The organism is Buttiauxella cochleicola (assembly GCF_021283185.1).
In the GTDB taxonomy this organism is placed as follows: Bacteria; Pseudomonadota; Gammaproteobacteria; order Enterobacterales; family Enterobacteriaceae; genus Buttiauxella; species Buttiauxella massiliensis.
This window is the reverse complement of sequence record NZ_JAJSOS010000002.1, coordinates 64,387-84,642: the sequence shown is the minus strand read 5'-3', so window position 1 is coordinate 84,642 and position 20,256 is coordinate 64,387. Positions and strand designations below refer to the sequence as shown.

Annotated in this window: 19 protein-coding genes and 1 pseudogene; 8 read left to right on the top strand and 12 right to left on the bottom strand. The window is 49.6% G+C overall.

Going from position 1 to position 20,256, the window contains the following annotated elements:
* Positions 1 to 14 precede the first annotated feature (14 nt).
* Positions 15 to 998 carry a transcriptional regulator EbgR gene (gene ebgR, locus LVQ76_RS03345; protein ID WP_232920965.1) on the bottom strand — a complete coding sequence of 328 codons (984 nt, stop codon included), beginning with the start codon at positions 996 to 998 and terminating at the stop codon, positions 15 to 17.
* 212 nt (positions 999 to 1,210) lie between these two features.
* Between ebgR and ygjJ the strand changes: the two genes are divergently transcribed.
* Together ygjJ and ygjK are read left to right on the top strand one after the other, a co-directional pair.
* Positions 1,211 to 2,251: a protein YgjJ gene (ygjJ, locus tag LVQ76_RS03340; protein ID WP_370640066.1), complete on the top strand. Its 1,041-nt coding sequence runs from the start codon at positions 1,211 to 1,213 to the stop codon at positions 2,249 to 2,251.
* 9 nt (positions 2,252 to 2,260) lie between these two features.
* Positions 2,261 to 4,630 carry an alpha-glucosidase gene (gene ygjK, locus LVQ76_RS03335; RefSeq protein WP_255680986.1) on the top strand — a complete coding sequence of 790 codons (2,370 nt, stop codon included), beginning with the start codon at positions 2,261 to 2,263 and terminating at the stop codon, positions 4,628 to 4,630.
* A gap of 176 nt (positions 4,631 to 4,806) precedes the next feature.
* Here ygjK and LVQ76_RS03330 read toward each other — a convergent pair whose 3' ends face one another.
* Positions 4,807 to 5,058 carry a GlsB/YeaQ/YmgE family stress response membrane protein gene (locus LVQ76_RS03330; protein ID WP_034455252.1) on the bottom strand — a complete coding sequence of 84 codons (252 nt, stop codon included), beginning with the start codon at positions 5,056 to 5,058 and terminating at the stop codon, positions 4,807 to 4,809.
* Positions 5,059 to 5,291: 233 nt separating this feature from the next.
* On the opposite strand from LVQ76_RS03330, the gene ycgR reads away from it, so the two are divergent.
* Positions 5,292 to 6,023: a flagellar brake protein YcgR gene (ycgR, locus tag LVQ76_RS03325; protein ID WP_232903351.1), complete on the top strand. Its 732-nt coding sequence runs from the start codon at positions 5,292 to 5,294 to the stop codon at positions 6,021 to 6,023.
* Between the two features lie 106 nt (positions 6,024 to 6,129).
* Here ycgR and emtA read toward each other — a convergent pair whose 3' ends face one another.
* Positions 6,130 to 6,738, bottom strand: coding sequence for a membrane-bound lytic murein transglycosylase EmtA (gene emtA, locus LVQ76_RS03320; protein ID WP_232920963.1), 609 nt, complete (start codon positions 6,736 to 6,738; stop codon positions 6,130 to 6,132).
* Positions 6,739 to 6,872: 134 nt separating this feature from the next.
* Here emtA and ldcA point away from each other — a divergent pair, with 134 nt between their 5' ends.
* Positions 6,873 to 7,784, top strand: coding sequence for a muramoyltetrapeptide carboxypeptidase (gene ldcA / locus LVQ76_RS03315; protein ID WP_232920961.1), 912 nt, complete (start codon positions 6,873 to 6,875; stop codon positions 7,782 to 7,784).
* Positions 7,785 to 7,884: 100 nt separating this feature from the next.
* Positions 7,885 to 9,615, top strand: coding sequence for a potassium/proton antiporter (locus LVQ76_RS03310; RefSeq protein ID WP_232920959.1), 1,731 nt, complete (start codon positions 7,885 to 7,887; stop codon positions 9,613 to 9,615).
* On the opposite strand, the pseudogene LVQ76_RS22435 reads toward LVQ76_RS03310, so the two are convergent.
* The 3 genes and pseudogenes from LVQ76_RS22435 to LVQ76_RS03300 all read right to left on the bottom strand — a co-directional run.
* Positions 9,550 to 9,735: pseudogene (locus tag LVQ76_RS22435) on the bottom strand (hypothetical protein); the annotation flags it as partial. The gene LVQ76_RS03310 and the pseudogene LVQ76_RS22435 overlap by 66 nt on opposite strands.
* Positions 9,693 to 10,766 (bottom strand): catabolic alanine racemase DadX, encoded by a 1,074-nt coding sequence (gene dadX / locus LVQ76_RS03305; RefSeq protein ID WP_232863432.1) that lies wholly within the window; start codon positions 10,764 to 10,766, stop codon positions 9,693 to 9,695. The gene dadX and the pseudogene LVQ76_RS22435, both read right to left, overlap by 43 nt.
* A gap of 20 nt (positions 10,767 to 10,786) precedes the next feature.
* Complete coding sequence (locus LVQ76_RS03300) at positions 10,787 to 12,085, bottom strand: D-amino acid dehydrogenase (RefSeq protein ID WP_232920958.1); 1,299 nt, start codon at positions 12,083 to 12,085, stop codon at positions 10,787 to 10,789.
* 326 nt (positions 12,086 to 12,411) lie between these two features.
* Between LVQ76_RS03300 and LVQ76_RS03295 the strand changes: the two genes are divergently transcribed.
* Positions 12,412 to 13,947, top strand: coding sequence for a SpoVR family protein (locus LVQ76_RS03295; protein ID WP_064546553.1), 1,536 nt, complete (start codon positions 12,412 to 12,414; stop codon positions 13,945 to 13,947).
* 64 nt (positions 13,948 to 14,011) lie between these two features.
* Here LVQ76_RS03295 and fadR read toward each other — a convergent pair whose 3' ends face one another.
* Positions 14,012 to 14,731 carry a fatty acid metabolism transcriptional regulator FadR gene (gene fadR / locus LVQ76_RS03290; RefSeq protein WP_232863430.1) on the bottom strand — a complete coding sequence of 240 codons (720 nt, stop codon included), beginning with the start codon at positions 14,729 to 14,731 and terminating at the stop codon, positions 14,012 to 14,014.
* A gap of 298 nt (positions 14,732 to 15,029) precedes the next feature.
* On the opposite strand from fadR, the gene nhaB reads away from it, so the two are divergent.
* A complete protein-coding gene (gene nhaB, locus LVQ76_RS03285; protein WP_232863429.1) occupies positions 15,030 to 16,595 on the top strand; it encodes a Na(+)/H(+) antiporter NhaB in 1,566 nt (521 codons plus the stop codon).
* 144 nt (positions 16,596 to 16,739) lie between these two features.
* Positions 16,740 to 17,270, top strand: a complete 531-nt coding sequence (dsbB, locus tag LVQ76_RS03280; protein WP_232920957.1) for a disulfide bond formation protein DsbB — start codon at positions 16,740 to 16,742, stop codon at positions 17,268 to 17,270.
* A gap of 48 nt (positions 17,271 to 17,318) precedes the next feature.
* Here the strand turns inward: dsbB and LVQ76_RS03275 are convergent, their stop codons facing one another.
* From LVQ76_RS03275 to LVQ76_RS03255, 5 genes are all read right to left on the bottom strand, one after another.
* Positions 17,319 to 17,555 (bottom strand): putative hemolysin, encoded by a 237-nt coding sequence (locus LVQ76_RS03275; RefSeq protein WP_151994539.1) that lies wholly within the window; start codon positions 17,553 to 17,555, stop codon positions 17,319 to 17,321.
* Between the two features lie 71 nt (positions 17,556 to 17,626).
* Positions 17,627 to 17,803: a cold shock small protein YmcF gene (ymcF, locus tag LVQ76_RS22430; RefSeq protein ID WP_134183199.1), complete on the bottom strand. Its 177-nt coding sequence runs from the start codon at positions 17,801 to 17,803 to the stop codon at positions 17,627 to 17,629.
* 95 nt (positions 17,804 to 17,898) lie between these two features.
* Positions 17,899 to 18,345: a cysteine cluster protein YcgN gene (ycgN, locus tag LVQ76_RS03265; RefSeq protein ID WP_232920956.1), complete on the bottom strand. Its 447-nt coding sequence runs from the start codon at positions 18,343 to 18,345 to the stop codon at positions 17,899 to 17,901.
* A 90-nt stretch (positions 18,346 to 18,435) separates the two neighbouring features.
* Positions 18,436 to 19,095 (bottom strand): fumarylacetoacetate hydrolase family protein, encoded by a 660-nt coding sequence (locus LVQ76_RS03260; RefSeq protein ID WP_232920955.1) that lies wholly within the window; start codon positions 19,093 to 19,095, stop codon positions 18,436 to 18,438.
* A gap of 78 nt (positions 19,096 to 19,173) precedes the next feature.
* The gene (locus LVQ76_RS03255; protein ID WP_232920954.1) at positions 19,174 to 20,241 is read right to left on the bottom strand and encodes a lytic murein transglycosylase; all 1,068 of its coding nucleotides are present in this window, start codon (positions 20,239 to 20,241) and stop codon (positions 19,174 to 19,176) included.
* Positions 20,242 to 20,256: the final 15 nt, after the last annotated feature.

The window sequence follows — 20,256 nt, the reverse complement described above, 5'->3', positions numbered from 1 at the left end:
ATTAATTATTGATTTTACTCAGATGTTGTCGTGTCACGCAATTGCAAAGAGCTGGGGACAAATACCGACAGCGGGATGGTACGATCATCACGCAGGCGTTCCATCAGCAGGTTAACGCCCTGCGCACCGATGGTTTCGGAATGAATCCTGACCGTTGAAAGTGCCGGGTAAACAAAGCGCGCGGTAGGTATATCGTTGACGCTTATCAGAGCCAGTTGCTCTGGCACTTTGATACCATGTTCGTGCAGAGCGCGTAGAACACCAATCGCAATAGAGTCGGTCGCCACAAACAAGGCTGGTGGGTAATCGCTTGAGGATCCAAGCATTTTCATCGCGCATTGGTATCCGGCCTGGCTACTAAAGTCCCCATAGTAAACATCCTGCGGCTGAACAACCTTTTTACTACGCCCATAATCAACAAACGCCTGTTCGCGTTGATCGGCATATTCCGGGTCATCCCGGCCACCGATAAAACCGATACGCAGGTATCCACGTGAAATAAAGAAGTCGATCACCTTCTGGCTGATTTTCGCTAAATCAACGCTTACGCAGTCAAACCGTGGATCGTTAGTTACCCCATCGAGATACACCAACGGCAAATCCTGCTGCTCAAGCGCCACCTGTGTTGCAGGCTGGGGTTTACCAATTACCAGTAAACCGTCGGCTGCCACCAATGGGCGATCGCCTTTGTAGTCGTAACAGGAAACTAGCGTAATACCGAGTTTTTCGCATTGAGTTTCAATGCCATAGCGCATAGCCAGGTAATAGGGATCGTTGATTTCCAGCTCTTGCCCATGAGTATAAAGAGCTGCAAAGGTAAGACGTTGACCGGCCTGGCGTTTGGCGCTGGGGACTTTGTATTCCAGCCGCTCTGCCGCTTCGAGGATTTTCTGACGTGTCTGACTCTTCACGCTCAGTGTGGGATCGTCATTCAGGACCCGTGAAACCGTAGCCACCGATACCTGAGCCGCATGAGCGATTTCCTTCAATGTAGCCATAAGATCCCAATAATCAAGAGGTGAAAACAATAGCTTAATGGCATTGCGACTACGTGTATAGCCCTACTCGCATTGTGATCCACTTATCGCTTTACCGATTTAAGTATATATTTTAGTAAATATTTAACTAGTATGAATGGCATTCCACGGATTGATAACCGCAATAACAACAAGGAATGGATTACATGGTTAAGATTTTCTCTATGGCGCCGCTGCTATTACTGTTCACGCCTGCAGGGGCATTGCTGGCAGCGGAAAGCGTTGTTCCGGCAGAACGCCAGACTCCACAACCACCTTCGCTTACAGCAGATACAAGTAACACCGCCTTTCGTTTTTATGGCGAGATGGGCCTGGGTGGCAGCGTTTACCTAAATGGCGACGACAAGCATAAATACAGCGACGGGACTTATATCGAAGGTGGTCTTGAGGTCAAACACGGTAACTGGTTTGGTCTGCTATATGGAGAAGGCTGGACGGTTCAGGCAGACAATAATGGTAATGCCTGGGTGCCGGATCACAGTTGGGGCGGTTTCGAAGGTGGAATTAACCGTTTTTATGGTGGCTATCGTACCGATAAAGGCACCGAGTTTATTTTAAGTGCCCGTAACGATTCATCGCTGGATGATTTGCAATGGTGGGGAGATTTCACACCGGAGTATGGTTATGTCATCCCCAACACGCGTGATTTAACCTACGCCGCTAAGATACAAAACCTGACTGGGAAGCTACGTTACAGTGTCACAGCGGCTCCAGAGAGCCGTGTCGACGAGAGCAAAGCGTGGTTGCACTTCGGTAAATATGACCGCTATTCAGATAAATATACCTATCAGGCGATGATCAACGGCTACCTCCAGTACGACATTCTTGATGATTTAACCATGCTGAGCGGGTTGGAAATGACCGACGGTACCGGGCAGATGTATCTACTGGGTTTGCAGGGTAAACACCTCGCAGGACGAGTCTGGCACCATACCGGCAAAGGCGATGGTTATAACCCTGGTAGTGAGAGCGGGATGATGGTCAGCGGCATGATTGAGCCTGCCAAAGGTTTTTATCTTTCTACCGCATACAGTTACGCAAAACATGAACTGGATAATGAGGAGGATCAAACAACCTCTTATGCACAGTTTGGTATCTGGTATGAGTATTTTGGCGGGAAGTTCGCCACCGCGTTGGACAGCCGTTTTTATCTTGATAACGACACCACCGAGGCCAGCAATTCGGTCTTCGTGATGCAATATTTCTACTGGTAAGGATACTTCATGAAAACAATTTTCCGTCTTGCCCCGATTGCGATGCTGCTTGTGCTCGCGGGTTGCCATTCAACAAAGCACGACACCTCCACATTAAAGGCCAATGATTTCCAGAACGTTATCGATCGCACCGGCGCGCCACAGGCGATGCTTGATTACGATTTCGACGAACATCAACGATTTAATCCGCTTTTTGATGATGGTGCCTGGCACGGGCACTTGCTGCCAGCAAGTAGTGAAGGGATGGGTGGCTTCCCAGGCCCAGCTTTGCTGACCGAAGAGTACATCAACTTTATGGCGAATAATTTCGACCGTCTGAGTGTGTACCAGAACGGCAAGAAAATCGCATTTACAATGAAGGCATACAGCATTCCAGGGGCGTTGATACAGACACTCAACTCCGCTGGTGTCACAGTGAAAATGACGCTGCGCTTTGTAACATCACGCACTTCCTTGCTGGAAACAGAAATCACTACCGATGCGCCGCTGGAACTGGTTTGGGATGGCGAGTTACTGGAGAAGTATCATCTTCAAGAGCAAAAACCTCAGTCTGATGAAACCATTGAGCAGGCGTTTCCGGGCTACACCCGCACGCTGCATGCCACACCAGATGGTCTGAACGTCACTTTTGGCAAAGTGCGTGCCGACTCAAACCTGATGACATCTGGTCAATCACAGTACCAAATCCATAAAACGCTGCCGATGCGCACCCAAATTGACGGTCACCGCTTTATTGCAAAAGCCAACATTGAAGGCTCGACCACCCTCTACACCACATATTCTCATTTGTTGACGGCTGCTGAAGTACAAAAAGAACAACGTAAAATCGCCGATATTCTCAAGCATCCTCAAACCTACCAGACGGCAACCGAGCAGCGCTGGGAAGGTTATTTGAAATCAGGGCTAAAAAACCCTGCCGCGACGGCGGCACAAACCCGTGTGGCAGTAAAAGCTATCGAAACGCTGAATGGAAACTGGCGTGGCGTGGCAGGTGCGATGAAATTTGACTCCGTAACACCCTCTGTAACTGGACGCTGGTTTTCCGGTAACCAAACCTGGCCGTGGGATACCTGGAAGCAGGCTTACGCTATGGCACATTTCAATCCTGACGTGGCAAAAGATAACATCCGCGCAGTCTTCGCCTGGCAGATTCCAACCGATGACCCGTTACGCCCATGGGATGCAGGCTTTGTTCCTGATTTGATTGCCTATAACACCAGCCCTGAGCGTGGCGGTGATGGCAGCAACTGGAATGAACGCAATACCAAGCCAAGCCTTGCCGCATGGTCTGTGATGGAAGTCTACAAAGCCACGGGGGATAAAACCTGGCTTGAGGAAATGTATCCGCATCTGGTGGCTTATCATGACTGGTGGTTACGTAACCGTGACCACAACAGAAATGGTGTTCCTGAGTATGGCGCCACTCGTGACAAAGCCCATAACACCGAAAAGGGTGAAATGATCTTTACCGTCAAACGCGGCAATAAAGAACAGAAGATGGTGGGGCTTGAGAACTACAACCGGGTTTTGCGTAGCGGGAAATATGACAGCATTGATATTCCGGCTCAGGTTGCTGCTTCGTGGGAGTCCGGGCGTGATGATGCAGCCGTATTTGGCTTTATCGACCCTGACCAGCTGCAACGTTATCTTGATAAAGGCGGCAAACGCGAAGACTGGCAGGTGCTGTTTGCTGAAAACCGCGACTCAAATGGGCGCCTTGTCGGTTTTTCACTTTTGCAGGAGTCAGTTGACCAGGCCAGTTACATGTACAGCGACAGCAGCTACCTGGCTGAGATGGCGAAAATTCTCGGCAAACCGCAAGATGAACAACGCTTTAGCCAGCACGCTAAGAAACTGGCCAGCTATATCAACACCTGTATGTTTGACGATGCCACCGGCTTCTATTACGACATTCGGATTGAAGATAAACCTTTAGCCAATGGCTGTGCCGGCAAACCAATCGTGGCGCGGGGCAAGGGACCGGAAGGATGGTCACCGTTATTTAATGGTGCCGCCACTCAATCCCATGCTGATGCCGTCGTGAAGGTCATGAAAGATCCAAAAGAGTTTAATACTTACGTGCCATTAGGGACTGCAGCACTGACGAATCCGGCATTTGGTGCTGATATTTACTGGCGTGGACGAGTGTGGGTGGATCAATTCTACTTCGGGTTAAAAGGAATGGAGCGGTACGGTTATCGTGCCGATGCCGTGGAGATGGCTAATCGTTTCTTTGCCCACGCCAATGGCCTGATGAGCGATGGTCCAATTCGCGAGAACTATAATCCGCTCAATGGCGCGCAACAGGGGGCACCGAATTTCTCCTGGAGCGCCGCGCATCTCTACATGTTGTACAACGATTTCTTCACGCAAAAGTAGTAAACGTAAAACGGCCCCAAATGGGGCCGTTACAAAATAGGTAAAGACCTATGCTCTAAATAATTGGAGTTGCATCAAGGCGGCAAACTCACTCACCCCAGTCACTTACTCGAGTAAGTGACTGGGGTGAGTGAGTGCAGCCAACGCCGAGGCGACTTCAAGTATGACGAGGATAGTTACCGGCGAACCATGCGATAAATAACCAAAACAATAATCGCACCTGCTACTGCGACAAGGAAACTTGGCAAGTTAAAGCCCGTGACACTGCCGCCGATATGAAGAAATGTTGCAATCCATCCACCAACGACAGCACCAATAATCCCTAAAATACAGGTCACGATAAAACCGCCGCCGTCTTTACCAGGCATAATTAGTTTTGCGATAACACCAGCTATCAAACCGAAAATAATCCAGGCCAGAATACCCATGTTGAACATCCTCTTCATTATTGTGTGTGGTAACAAGCCAGAACCCACATCAGTTTCGCCGCGGGTTTTGTCTGTCGGTACGCTAAGTATAATCAAATGTTAGGAAAATGTGACTGGCATCACTAAGTTATTGAATTTATCCGCATAGCGCCTTGAGATTTATCTTAAGTTTTTTACATTATTGCCGATAAGATTGCTTACCGCTTTCAAAAAACCACAACATGGACCTGGCCTTGAGTAACTATAACGAGCAGTTTCTGAAACAAAGTCCTCTGGCAGTATTAGGCGTGTTACGTGATCTCCATAAAAACCAAGTACCGGTTCGTCTGAGTTGGCCATCGGGGCAATTTATCAGCAAAATCCTTGAGGTTACGGCGACTGGTTTGATAGTGGATTTTGGAAGCCAGGGGCATGAAAATCAGGCGGCGCAAAAAGCGACCAACATACAGTTCATCGCTGAGACGGAAGGAGCAAAGGTAGAATTTATAATGCCTAAGATGCAGGTGATAAGTTACCTGAACTTACCGGCATTCCATGCCCCGCTACCTCCCGCTTTGTGGTTCGTACAACGTCGGGAATACTTTCGTATCAGTGCCCCACTTCAGCCCTATTACCTCTGCAATACCACGCTCTCTAATGGCTCACCTTTCCAGTTCAGGCTATGTGATTTGTCATTAGGGGGAATGGGCGCACTGCTTGACGGGCCTCTGCCAGAAGGGTTGAGCGCAGGAATGCGTTTCTCACAGGTGGAAATAGATTTAGTGCAGTGGGGTAAGTTTCACTTTGATATGCAGTTGATAACGCTTTCGGAGCGAAAAGTCATCGACGGTAAAAATCAGACTATCAGCACACCTCGCCTGAGTTTCCGCTTCCTGAATGTAAACCCGGCCGTTGAGCGCGAACTACAGCGCATTATCTTCTCGCTGGAACGATCGGCGCGTGAAAAAGCAGAACGAGTGAAGTAAACAGTTTAAGACAGGCACTAAAGAATGCGATTTGCATAAAGGCGACAAGGCCGCAAACCCCAGACGCATAGAAAACGATGCGACTGGGACGTGCGGCTGGGCTCTGTTACATAGCGTTTAAAGCACGCGACACCTTATACAGATAGCGCGGTGCCTGAGGTGCCGGGTGATTCTTCGCGATATAATCGTAAAACTCGTCAGGGCTCAGGTCGTTAATCTCGTTAATGGCCTTTTTGCGATCCGATGAGAAGGTTCTGAGCAGAGCTCCTGCACCGTTGGCATAAGAAGCCAGCAACGCATATTGCATAGTTTGCGGATCTTCAATACCAGCCAGAGTGCCATGTTCCAGGATACTTAAATAAGCCGTGCCAATCGAAATATTACGCGCCGGATCTTTGAGCTCGCTGGTTGACGGCTCGCCGCCCCATCCCAGATGGCGATACACATCACGTCCAGCTGTTGAGGCTTTAATCTGCATCAAACCAACCGCGTTGGACTTGCTGACAAGCGTAGGATTACCGCCTGATTCCACAGCAATAATCGCCGTAATCACACGCGGGCTAACGCCCCACTCTTTTGCCGCCTGATCGGTTATTGGCATCCAGGTTAATGCACGTTGCACCGGTTTTGTAGGGTCCCACTCGGGCTGTTTGGTGGTATGGCTTGAACAGCCTGCTAAAAACAAAACCAATACAATGAGCCATCTGATATTCACGCATCTATCCTTATAAAATTACCCGGAATATTGAAATTTGTGGGGTAAACAACATTGATTCATCGCCGTCTGGCGGATGACAACCACCTTTGATAACGGCATGATAACCAATTCACTTTCAGCAAGGAAATGCCATGTCCACGATTCGTTTGATTGCCCCTTCAGGTTTCTGTGTTAATCAGGCTGCTGCCGCGCGCGGTATCGAACGCCTGAAAGCCGCGGGCCATCGAGTGGAAAACCAATCCGTCGTGACCCGGCGCTTTCAGCGTTTCGCCGGAACTGACGACCAACGACTTGCTGACATTCAGGATTTATCCGCACTCCCGAAGGAATGCGATATCGTTCTGGCGGTGCGCGGTGGTTATGGTGCATCTCGTTTGCTTGAAAATATTGACTATTCGAGCCTTGGGCACGCGTTCCACGAACGTACACCGATTATTTGCGGACATAGCGATTTTACCGCAATCCAGTTAGCCCTCTTATCCCAGACAGGTGCCATTACCTTCAGCGGGCCGATGCTTGCAGGTAATTTTGGTGCCGATGAGTTAAACAGCTTTACCTGGCAGCATTTCTGGCAGGCGATTACTGATCCGCAATTTACCCTCACCTGGCAAAGCCCAACGCCTGCATGTTCGGTAAGTGGGACGCTGTGGGGTGGCAACCTCGCGATGCTGGTTTCAATGCTGGGGTCGCCGTGGCTCAACGTGATTGATGGTGGCATTTTAGTGGTCGAGGATATTAACGAGCATCCTTTCCGCGTGGAGCGCCTGTTATTGCAACTCCACCACGCCGGAATTTTAGCGCGTCAGAAGGCCCTGATTCTCGGTAGTTTCAACGGGGCAACGTTAAGTGACTACGACGGCGGTTATGATTTCGATGAAATGTGTCGCATGTTAGAGCAGCGGTTATCCATTCCCGTGCTGCGCGGTTTATCGTTTGGTCATGAACCAGAAACCGTCACTCTGCCATTGGGAGCTTTTGGTGAACTACAGCATGACGGGCAAACCGCCAGCCTCACCGTAAGTGGCCATCCGGTAATCAGGTAAAAAAAGTCATTTCAGCCCCTCAGATAGCACGATGAATCAATAGTTTCCGTGTTAATATTTTCCACACGAATAGATACAGGCGCAAAGGAGAAAGATAATTTTGGACGCAGGGGCAATAGTCAGTCTGTTTATTTTAGGTTCCGTACTGGTAACTTGTAGCATCTTATTAAGTTCATTTTCCTCTCGTCTTGGTATCCCCATTCTGGTTATCTTCCTCGCTATTGGTATGTTGGCGGGGATCGATGGTATTGGCGGCATTCCGTTTGATAATTATCCTTTCGCTTATTTAATCAGTAACCTGGCGCTGGCGGTGATTCTGCTTGATGGCGGCATGCGCACCCAGGCGAGCTCCTTTCGCGTAGCCCTTGGCCCCGCACTATCACTTGCCACAGTTGGTGTTCTCATCACCTCAGGCTTGACTGGCATGGCTGCAGCCTGGCTGTTTAATCTCAATTTAATTGAAGGCTTGTTGATTGGTGCCATCGTCGGCTCAACAGATGCGGCAGCCGTGTTCTCGCTGCTCGGCGGCAAAGGGCTGAACGAACGTGTCGGCGCAACGCTCGAAATTGAGTCCGGCAGTAACGACCCAATGGCGGTGTTTTTAACCATCACGCTTATCGAGATGATTCAGCATGGGCAAACCGGCCTGAGCTGGATGTTCCTGGTGGATATTATTCAGCAGTTTGGTCTGGGCATTGTGCTTGGCCTTGGCGGCGGATATTTGCTGTTGCAAATGATCAACCGTATTACCCTGCCGCAGGGGTTGTATCCACTGCTGGCATTAAGCGGTGGGATTATGGTATTTGGCATCACCACCGCATTAAACGGCAGCGGTATTCTGGCGGTCTATTTGTGCGGTTTCGTGCTTGGCAACCGCCCTATTCGCAGTCGTTTTGGCATCTTGCAAAACTTTGATGGACTGGCGTGGTTTGCGCAAATTGGCATGTTCCTGGTGCTGGGCTTGCTGGTCAATCCAACCGATCTGTTGCCGATTGCCATTCCGGCACTGCTGCTGTCTGTCTGGATGATTTTCTTTGCTCGTCCATTGTCTGTGTTCCTCGGCTTGTTGCCGTTCCATGGATTTAACCTGCGCGAGCGTGTGTTTATCAGTTGGGTCGGCCTGCGTGGCGCGGTGCCCATCATCCTTGCTGTATTCCCGATGATGGCGGGCCTTGAAAATGCGCGCCTGTTCTTTAATGTCGCCTTCTTTGTGGTCCTGGTGTCGCTGTTATTACAAGGCACGTCACTCGGTTGGGCGGCGAAAAAAGCCAAAGTTGTGGTTCCGCCTGTCGGCTGGCCTGTATCCCGTGTTGGCCTGGATATTCATCCGGAAAACCCTTGGGAGCAGTTCGTTTATCAGCTTAGCGAAGACAAATGGTGCATCGGTGCCTCTTTGCGGGATCTGAAAATGCCGAAAGACACACGAATTGCCGCCCTGTTCCGTGACAATGTTCTGATGCAACCAGGCGACCGCACGCGTTTGCAAGTGGGTGATGTGCTCTGCGTCATTGGTCGTGAGCGCGACTTACCGGCTCTGGGTAAGATGTTTAGCCAGTCGCCACCAGTGGCACTCGACCAACGCTTCTTCGGTGATTTTATTCTCGAAGCCAGCGCCCAGTTTGGCGATGTCGCGACCATTTACGGCCTTGAACTTGATGATAACGTCAATACTCGACAAACATTGGGTGAGTTTGTGGTGGGCATGTTAGGCGGCGCGCCGGTGGTGGGTGACCAGGTGGAGTTCGCGGGCATGATATGGACTGTGGCCGAGAAAGAAGATAACCAGGTGCGTAAGATTGGTGTGCGCGTCGAGAGTGAAGAGACTGAGTAATAAAACAATATGGTGGGTAATGTAACTTACCCGCCATATCAATACCGATGTGCAAAAGAGCGTTAATGCAACAATAATCAGGATGTTGTAACTACAGGCACGCGTGGTGCCAGAGCGCACATTAATTCGTACCCCACCGTTCCCGCGGCATGAGCCACATCATCAATTTTCACCGTGTTGCCCCACAGTTCGACCGGACTACCAATCCCGGCATTCGGGCAAGGCGTGAGATCTACGGTCAACATATCCATGGAAATGGCACCGACAGTGTGAGTCAGCACGCCGTCAACGCGCACTGGCGTGCCCGTCGGCGCGATACGCGGATAACCATCGGCATAACCACAGGCCACTACACCAATGCGCTGTTCTCCGCTTGCCCGATAACGGCTGCCATAACCCACTGTATCGCCCGGTTTAAGGTTCTGAACGCCAATAATTTCACTTTGTAGACTCATGACCGGTTGCAGGCCGCTGGTGGCAACATCGCACCACTGCCCGCTCGGTGATGCGCCATACAAGATGATCCCTGGACGCACCCAGTCGAAATGCGCTTCCGGGTGCCACAGCGTTGCCGCCGAATTAGAGAGCGAGCGCGGGCAATCTAAACCTTCAGCCGCCTGCACTACCCGCTTCATTGGTTCAACAATGCCATCAGGTTGTTCTGCATCAGCAAAGTGCGCCATCAACGTAAGTTGACCGACGTTAGGGATAACACGCAGTTGCTGCCAGATAGAATGCACGCGGTCCGGGCTGAACCCTAGTCGGTTCATTCCGCTATTCATCTTCAGGTAAACATCCAGCGGTGCATTGAGTTTGGCATTAGCTAAAGCTTTTACCTGCCAGTTACTGTGCAGGCTGGTGGTCAAACGATACTGGTCAAATAGCGGCAATTCGTCGGCATGGAAGAACCCTTCCAGCATCAAAATCGGTCCTTTCCAACCTAGCTCACGCAGCAGGATTGCCTCTTCAACATTAAGCATCGCGAAACCATCGGTTTCCCTTAACGACGACCAGATACGCTCAATTCCATGACCGTACGCATTCGCTTTAACCACCGACCAGACACGCGAATGAGGAGCTGCCTGGCGAACAACATTTAAATTGTTACGTAGCGCGCTGAGATTCAGCGTCGCAACAACAGGACGGGGCATTGTCCTCTCCTTGTTTAAATTTAATTATGAGCGTTATGCAAACGCTGCGAGCCCGTCGGGCTAAAACCTGGGGAGTAACGCGCAACCGCGAGATCGTCAAAGGGAATGGCGGGCGTTGTTCCTGAAATTAAGTCGCTGAGCATCTGGCCCGAGCCACAGGCCATCGTCCAGCCTAACGTCCCGTGCCCGGTGTTAAGCCAAAGATTTTTGAACGGTGTACGCCCAACAATTGGCGTACCGTCTGGCGTCATTGGGCGCAGGCCCGTCCAGAATGTGGCTTGCTCAACATGCCCTCCACGCGGGTACAAATCACGAACCACCATTTCCAGGGTTTCGCGGCGTGGTTGTAGCAATTCCGTATTGAAGCCGACAATTTCTGCCATTCCGCCAACGCGAATACGCTTGTCAAAACGCGTGATAGCAATTTTGTATGTCTCATCGAGAATAGTCGAAACAGGTGCGCCTTGCTCATCAGCAATGGGGATAGTCAGCGAATAACCTTTGAGTGGATAGACAGGAATATCAACGATATTTTTCAATAGGCCGGTGGAGTATGACCCGAAAGCAACGACGTAAGCATCGGCCTTCACGACCTCTTTGCCGCACTGCACGCCGTAAATACTTTGGCCTTCGTACAACAGACGATCAACCGAAGTATTGAAACGGAACTCAACACCGGCCTCTGCCGCCATCTGAGCCAGGTTTTGCGTAAATAGCTGGCAGTCGCCAGTTTCATCATTTGGTAAGCGCAAGCCGCCTGTGAGCTTATGAGCTACATCAGCTAGCGCGGGTTCAACTTCGGCTAAACGGCTTGCCTCAAGCAATTGATATGGCACGCCAGCATCTTCGAGTACTGCAATATCTTTGGCAGCATTTTCATACTGCTGAGCGGTACGGAACAGTTGCAGCGTGCCGCCCTGCCGTCCTTCGTATTGAATATTGGTGGTATGTCGCAACTCTTTCAGACAATCACGGCTGTATTCCGCGAGGCGCACCATACGGTCTTTGTTTTCCATGTAATGACGCATGTCGCAGTTGCGCAGCATTTGCAGCATCCACTTGAGCTGGAATTGCGTACCGTCGAGGCTTATCGCCAGCGGCGCATGGCGTTGGAACATCCATTTAATCGCTTTAAGTGGCACACCTGGGGCCGCCCACGGAGCGGCATAGCCCGGTGAAATTTGCCCGGCATTCGCCGCACTGGTTTCCATTGCCGGCCCCGCTTCCCTGTCGATAACCGTGACATCATGCCCAGCCTGGCGTAAATACCAGGCACTGCTGACTCCGACTACGCCACTTCCCAGCACCACAACTCGCATACCGATTCCACCATTTAGCTAAAAGAATAATCTTCTGATTACAAATTGATAACTCAGTTGAAAATGTTATTCAACATATGGCTTTGTTATAGTGACTTTCCTCACATCCTGCCCCGTTATCGCCGCATATCGATAATTAGAATCTCCTGCCTGGTAAAATATTTTCTACAAAATATTATGCTGCTTATTGAGTTAAACACGGGGCATTGAAATACGTTAATCGCGTCGAAAAAATTTTGCTTGCCGCTGCTAAGTTTCAGGAGTTGTCTATTCTTGAAAGTGAGGCTTTCCATCCAGAGAGAGCCGCCAACAATGAGGGCGCGCTGATGGCTATTGTTACTGATTCCGCCACAAAGGATTCTAAACGTCTAAGTGATGGACCTGACTGGACGTTCGAGCTGCTTGATGTCTACCTCGCCGAGATAGATCGTGTTGCCAAACTCTATCGGCTGGAGACTTATCCTCATCAAATTGAAGTGATTACCTCCGAACAAATGATGGATGCCTATTCGAGCGTTGGGATGCCGATTAACTATCCGCACTGGTCGTTTGGTAAGAAATTCATTGAAACGGAGCGGCTATACAAACATGGGCAACAGGGGTTGGCCTACGAGATAGTGATCAACTCCAACCCGTGCATCGCCTATCTGATGGAAGAAAACACAATTACGATGCAGGCGCTGGTGATCGCCCATGCCTGTTATGGGCATAACTCATTCTTCAAAAACAACTATCTGTTCCGCAGTTGGACCGATGCCAGCTCGATTATCGATTACCTGATCTTCGCCCGTAAATACATTACCGAATGCGAAGAGCGTTATGGCGTGGACGAAGTGGAGCGCCTGCTCGACTCCTGCCATGCGCTGATGAACTATGGCGTTGACCGTTATAAACGCCCACAAAAAATTTCGTTGCAGGAAGAGACTGCGCGGCAGAAAAGCCGTGAGGAGTACTTGCAAAGCCAGGTGAACACATTGTGGCGTACCCTACCACGCCGTGAAGAAGAAAAAACGGTTGCCGAAGCGCGTCGTTACCCTTCAGAGCCACAAGAAAACCTGCTCTATTTTATGGAAAAGAATGCGCCGTTGTTGGAGTCCTGGCAGCGTGAGATTTTGCGCATTGTGCGTAAGGTTAGCCAGTACTTCTATCCACAAAAACAGACCCAGGTAATGAACGAAGGCTGGGCGACGTTCTGGCACTACACCATCCTTAACCATCTGTACGATGAAGGAAAAGTGACTGACCGCTTTATGCTTGAGTTCCTGCATAGCCATACCAATGTGGTATTCCAGCCACCGTACAATAGCCCTTGGTACAGCGGCATCAACCCATATGCACTGGGTTTTGCCATGTTCCAGGACATCAAACGTATTTGCCAGTCGCCGACCGAAGAAGACCGCTACTGGTTCCCGGATATTGCGGGCAAAGACTGGCTGGAAACGCTGCATTTCGCGATGCGTGATTTCAAAGATGAAAGTTTTATCAGCCAATTCCTGTCGCCAAAACTGATGCGTGATTTTCGCCTGTTTACGGTGCTGGATGACGACCGCAATAACTATCTGGAAATTGCGGCGATTCACAATGAGGAGGGTTATCGCAAGATTCGTGCTGAGCTTTCTGCACAGTACAATCTCAGTAACCTTGAACCTAATATTCAGGTCTGGAACGTTGATTTACGCGGCGACCGCTCGCTGACGCTGCGCTATATCCCGCATAACCGTGCTCCGCTAGATAAAGGGCGTCGTGAGGTTCTCAAACATGTACATCGTTTGTGGGGCTTTGACGTAACGCTTGAACAGCAAAACGAAGATGGCAGCGTTGAGTTACTCGAACGTTGCCCACCGCGACTCAATAGTTTGTAAGCATAAAAAAACGCTTCCCGAAGGAAGCGTTTTTCATTTTACAGATGGTGATGACATGGCCAGATTAACGGGTGTGCATTGCCAAATCACCCGGTAGGTTTTTCTGCATCCGATGCCAGATTTCACCACTTTCACGCCCGTAGGTACGAACAGTATCAAATACCTGATCGTGCAAACCTTGTTGGCAAATTTCCGCCAGACGATGGTAGAAACCTAACGCCAGACTGCGCGCTTCAGGACTTGAGAAGTAGTGACGCCCGATGCGGGTATACAACCCTTTCATTCCATTGAGGATCAGCCCGTAAATCGGGTTGCCAGAAGCAAAAGCCAGACCACGGAAAATGTTGTAATCAAGCTTAGCGAACGCATCAGCGTGATCTTCAACGCTGTTTGCGGTAGCCAACACTTCTTGCGCTTTATCCGGATGCTGGCGAACAGCAGTACGAATAAAGATGGTCGCAATGTTAGTTCGCACTGACAGCAGGTTATCAATCAACTGCGGCACGCTGTCATGATCGAGACGCGCCAGAGTTTCCAGAATGTTTAAACCGGAGGTTTCCCAGAAGTTATTCACTTTGGTCGGCTTGCCATGCTGAATCGTTAACCAGCCATCACGCGCCAGGCGCTGAAGCACCTCGCGCAATGTGGTACGGGTCACACCGATTAGCTCAGATAACTCACGCTCAGCAGGAAGAATTGTTCCCGGGGCAAAGCGGTTATTCCAGATACTTTCGATGATGTATTCTTCCGCGAAACCCGCCGGGCTCTGCGCCTTAATGACCATAGTATGCTTTCCATTACACAGGTTTTGCTAAAGAGACTCATCATACCAGATGCCATGCGGCGCAGGTAGCAGCGAGGGGCGCCAAATTTGGAATCATGGTTTAATTTTGCAGAGCATCGCACAACCAAAGAATATTCCTATACCTTGATTGATATCTTATGCGCAGGTAACCTGAAACAACTCAATTGACGCAACTTTATCTTTATCCGAAATATTTCTGTTTTAAGTTTTGGGGAGAAAGTATCACTTCGCCTGCACTTTGAGATATTACGGATAACTGGAGCATGAAAATTCTACGATGGAAATGTCTACGGGGCGTGCGCTTTTTCGCAACTTTTTAGGTCAGTCACCTAATTGGTATAAGCTGACTTTACTGACTTTCTTAGTCATAAATCCTTTAATATTCTGGTTCGTAAGTCCATTCGTTGCAGGCTGGATGTTGGTTGCCGAGTTTATATTCACTCTGGCAATGGCTCTGAAATGTTATCCGCTACTACCTGGCGGGTTGCTGGCTATTGAAGCCGTGTTCATTGGAATGACAACGCCAGACCATGTACGCGCAGAAATTGCATCAAATCTTGAAGTGTTGCTGCTACTGATATTTATGGTTGCGGGCATCTATTTCATGAAACAGCTCCTGCTGCTGGTGTTTACCAAACTCCTGCTCGGCATTCGCTCAAAGATTCTGCTCTCCCTCGCATTTTGTATCGCAGCCGCATTTTTATCGGCCTTCCTCGATGCTCTTACCGTCGTCGCTGTAGTCATCAGCGTGGCGGTTGGCTTCTATGACATCTACCACCGCGTCGCGTCGACTGGCGAACTTGAAGATGGTCTTCAGGATGACACCCAACTTGATTCCGACACTCGCAGCACACTCGAGCAATTCCGCGCTTTTCTACGTAGCCTGATGATGCATGCCGGTGTGGGCACCGCGCTGGGTGGTGTGATGACGATGGTCGGCGAGCCGCAAAACCTGATTATTGCGAAAAATGCTGGCTGGCACTTTGGCGATTTCTTCCTGCGTATGGCTCCGGTGACCATTCCGGTTCTTATCTGCGGCTTACTCACCTGTGTATTGCTGGAGTCCACTAAAATACTCGGTTACGGTGAGAAACTGCCAGAAAAGGTACGTGGGATTTTGCAAGACTACGACACTAAAAGTGCGCAAAAACGCACCCGTCAGGATCGTGTAAAATTGATCGTTCAGGCACTGATTGGTATCTGGCTGGTGATTGCTCTGGCACTCCATTTAGCCGAAGTAGGGTTAATTGGCCTCTCAGTGATTATTTTTGCCACCTCATTATGTGGTGTGACTGATGAGCACCAGATAGGCAAAGCCTTTACCGAAGCGCTGCCGTTTACCGCCCTGCTGACCGTGTTCTTTGCGGTAGTCGCCGTGATAATTGACCAGCATCTGTTTACACCTGTTATTCAGTTTGTATTGCAGGCCGAACCACATTCGCAACTGGCGCTGTTCTATTTATTTAACGGCATCCTTTCATCGATTTCCGATAACGTGTTTGTCGGCACCGTCTATATCAACGAAGCGAAAACTGCACTAACCAGCGGCATTATTGACCTCAAGCAGTTTGAGTTACTGGCAGTGGCGATTAACACCGGTACTAACTTGCCGTCAGTTGCTACACCAAATGGCCAGGCAGCCTTCTTATTCCTGCTCACATCCGCGCTGGCTCCGCTGATTCGTCTTTCTTATGGCCGTATGGTGCTGATGGCTCTACCGTATACGCTGGTATTGACCATCGTTGGATTGTTAGGTGTTGAATTTAGCCTCGTACCCGCAACCGAATGGATGCTGCATGCCGGCTGGATTTCATCACCGTTGATGAACGCCATACCGCATTAAGTTATTCTAACGGGCGGTATAGCGCCCGTTTACCTTATTTGTCTGAATAACATTCAATTAGCGTGTTATTTTGATGTGTGTACTGGCGCAGAAATCGAATTCGTTTACACTGCCGACTCAACGCATGCTGCAGGGATACTGATTATGTTGCGATATTTAAACCAATGCTCCCGTGGGCGCGGTGCCTGGCTTCTACTGGCATTAACAGCCTTTGCCCTGGAAATGGTGGCATTGTGGTTCCAGCACGTAATGATGCTGAAACCTTGTGTTATGTGTATTTACGAGCGTTGCGCACTGTTTGGCATTATGGGTGCAGGGATTGTCGGTGCCATTGCGCCAAAAACACCGCTGCGTTATGCCGGAATTGCGCTTTGGATCTACAGTGCAGGGAAAGGTCTGCAATTAGCGTGGGAACACACCATGCTTCAGCTTCACCCTTCCCCGTTTGTGACTTGTGACTTTGCCGCGCGTTTCCCAACCTGGTTGCCGCTTGATAAGTGGTTACCGTCAGTGTTTGTGGCAACAGGTGACTGTTCAGTGCGCCAGTGGGAATTCCTCACGCTGGATATGGTGCAGTGGTTGGTGGGAATTTTTGCTATTTTCCTGGTAATTGCCGTGCTGGTATTGATTGCTCAGCCTTTCAAACCTAAACGCCGTGATCTGTTCGGTCGCTAATCTCATCTTGCAGAAATAAAAAAACCGCCTCGGCGGTTTTTTTTATTATTAGTGGTCGCGACGATAAAGTGTCCACTGATCTATTCGCTCGCCACTTGGCAATATGCAATCGCCACGCTCACCCAGATCGGTTTTCACCGTTCTCAATTCACCGCCTTTGTCTTTGCAGTAAACTGACGCCGGGTTCGGCATGCCGATAACCTGCGGCGGTTTAGGTGCCACGGGCTCAGGCGATGAACAGCCGCTGAGGATTATTGCCCCAATTAGTAATGTTATTTTTTTCATTATTCCTCCGTTATGGAGGCTGAATGTTAACAGTGCAGAAGTGGGGAAAGCAAAACCAGCGCAATTCGCTCTTAGCGAGCAGCTACACTATATTGATGAATCGCACTCATCGGACGATGAAGAAGGTGCATCCCTGATTTACAGAAGATACAAACAGCGCCATGGGGATTTGTTTCTCGGACATCGTAAGGGGAGGTGCGATACTGTGAACCGCCACATGACGGACACTTAAATGTTAAATACTGGATAAAAACCTACTTTTATTTGTTATTGAAAGGACACCGTATCATAAATATTTCGTTTTGTACGATTTATTTTTGTGTTCTTTCTCGAAGCTAGTGGTTTAGTCTGCCCACTCGGGTTTGTTGAGGATATGATTTTGCCAGTCAGTTACTTCAGACTCTTTCACGGCAATATGGCGCACAGAAATGCGTTCACCATGCATGGCGGCTTTTGAGCCTGTCAACAAGGGATGCCATACCGGTAAGTCCTTGCCTTCAGCCAATAGGCGGTACGCGCATGAGTGCGGTAACCACTCAAAGGTTGGCAAGTTATCACGAGTCAACTTGATGCAGTCGGGCTCATACTCAAAGCGGCGTTCGTAGTTTTTACACTGACAAGTTTTGATGTTTAATTGCTTACAGGCGACGTTGGTGAAGTAAATTTCATCCGAGTCTTCATCCATCAATTTATGCAGACAGCACTGGCCGCAGCCATCACAAAGTGATTCCCACTCAGTGTCACTCATTTCGTCAAGAGTTTTGCGCTGCCAGAACGGTGCGGTAGTCATGATGTTTGTCCGGTAATAAAAAAACAAGCGCACCTTATAAACAGTCTGGGCCACAGATGCAAGTTTTGCCGCCCTATGGCGGCAAATTGATTATAGAACGCGGGTGGTTAAGTTGCGGTCTGCGAAGCTGACTTCGAGTTCGTCGCCACTCACAAGCGGCCCCACACCCTCCGGTGTTCCGGTGAGGATCACATCACCGGCTCGTAAGGTGAAAAAGCGACTCATATAAGCAATCAAAGGCACGATCTTATGGATCATGTCTGAAGTATTACCCTGCTGGCGAACTTCGCCATTGATCTTTAATGCAATAGGCGTATTTTGCGCATCGCAGTTAAACTCGCTGGCTGGAATAAACCCAGAAATCGGACAGGAATTGTCAAACCCCTTCGCTTTTTCCCAGGGTTGGCCCGCTTTTTTTAATTTCCCCTGCAAGTCACGAAGTGTCAGATCAAGCGCTATGCCATATCCCGCAATGGCCTTGGTAACATGCTCATCTGTAGCCTGTCTAAGCGTAGATCCAATCAGAATCGCGAGCTCAACTTCATGATGCACCGACCCCAAACCTTGGGGTAGAACCAGCGGCTGGCGAATATCACACAACGCGCTTTCGGGCTTAATAAACAACACCGGCTCTTCCGGCGTTGCACTGCCCATCTCTTTGATATGTTTTGCGTAGTTACTGCCTACACACACTACTTTGCTGACCGGAAAATCCAGCAGCGCACCCTGCCAGTTATGATGCTGATACATGCCTTTCCTCTGCGTCGTTGTGTTAATTACCTTTGATACTAGAGAAAAAAATTGCGGCTGAATACCGACGTGTAAGAGTTATTGTGCAATCGCATCTGCCATGGTACCGATGCTTATCGCAAAGTAGTAAGAGCGGTTCCAGTGCATGATGGTACGAAAGTTATTGTAGACAAGGAACGAGCGCCCCAGGTTGTCATCAGGCGTGATAATCCAGGCTTTTCGAGTAGGTGCAGGTGGCGTGGTTGCGTCTTTTAACGTGATACCTAATTTTTGCCATTGGCTGACTGTTTTACTCTGATCTGTTTTGGTTCCGGCAAGCGACCTATCAAAACCTTCGGGAAGCGTGACTTCTCTGCCCCATTCTCCACCCGCCTTCCATCCTTCAGTCTCCAGATAATTAGCGGTTGAAGCAAAAACGTCACTGATGTTAGTCCAGATATCAACTTTCCCATCACCATCACCATCCGCGCCATAGCGCAAATAGGAACTTGGCATAAATTGGCTTTGCCCCATTGCCCCCGCCCATGAACCTTTAAGCTCTTGCACGGTGATATGGCCCTGGTCGAGAATTTTTAATGCAGCCATCAACTCTTTGGTAAAGAACGCTTCACGCCGCCCTTCAAATGCCAGCGTTGCCAGCGCAGAAACAATGTCCTCTTTACCCTGAATTTCGCCAAAATGGCTTTCCATCGCCCACAGAGCAACGATGTACTGACTTTGTACACCAGTACGATTGCTGATGGCTTCTAATTCATTTCGGTGCTGCTGATATTGTGCGCGCGCTTGTTCAATCTTTTGTGGCGTAATGACCCGAGACAGATATTCATCCAGCATGATTTTCTTTTCAAGCTGGCTCTGGTCGGATTTGATGACCCGATCAACGAAATGAATGCTGGCGAATGCCTTGTTGATGGTGCTATCGCTAATTCCCTGGAGGCGGGCTTGTTCTTTTAGTGTCTCAACAAAGGCCGGAAATTCCGCGGGGTTTCGCCCTTGCTGCGCAAGCGTTGTAGGTGCAGGCGTAGTCTCTGGCTGCGTCGCAACTGAGGGATTAACAATGGATTGCGCCTGCTTGTCAGAAGATAGAGCGCTAAAACTGGTCAACATAAAGGTGATGACGGTTAAACAAATTGCTGGAGTGTTCATCTTTTTCCCCGCGGT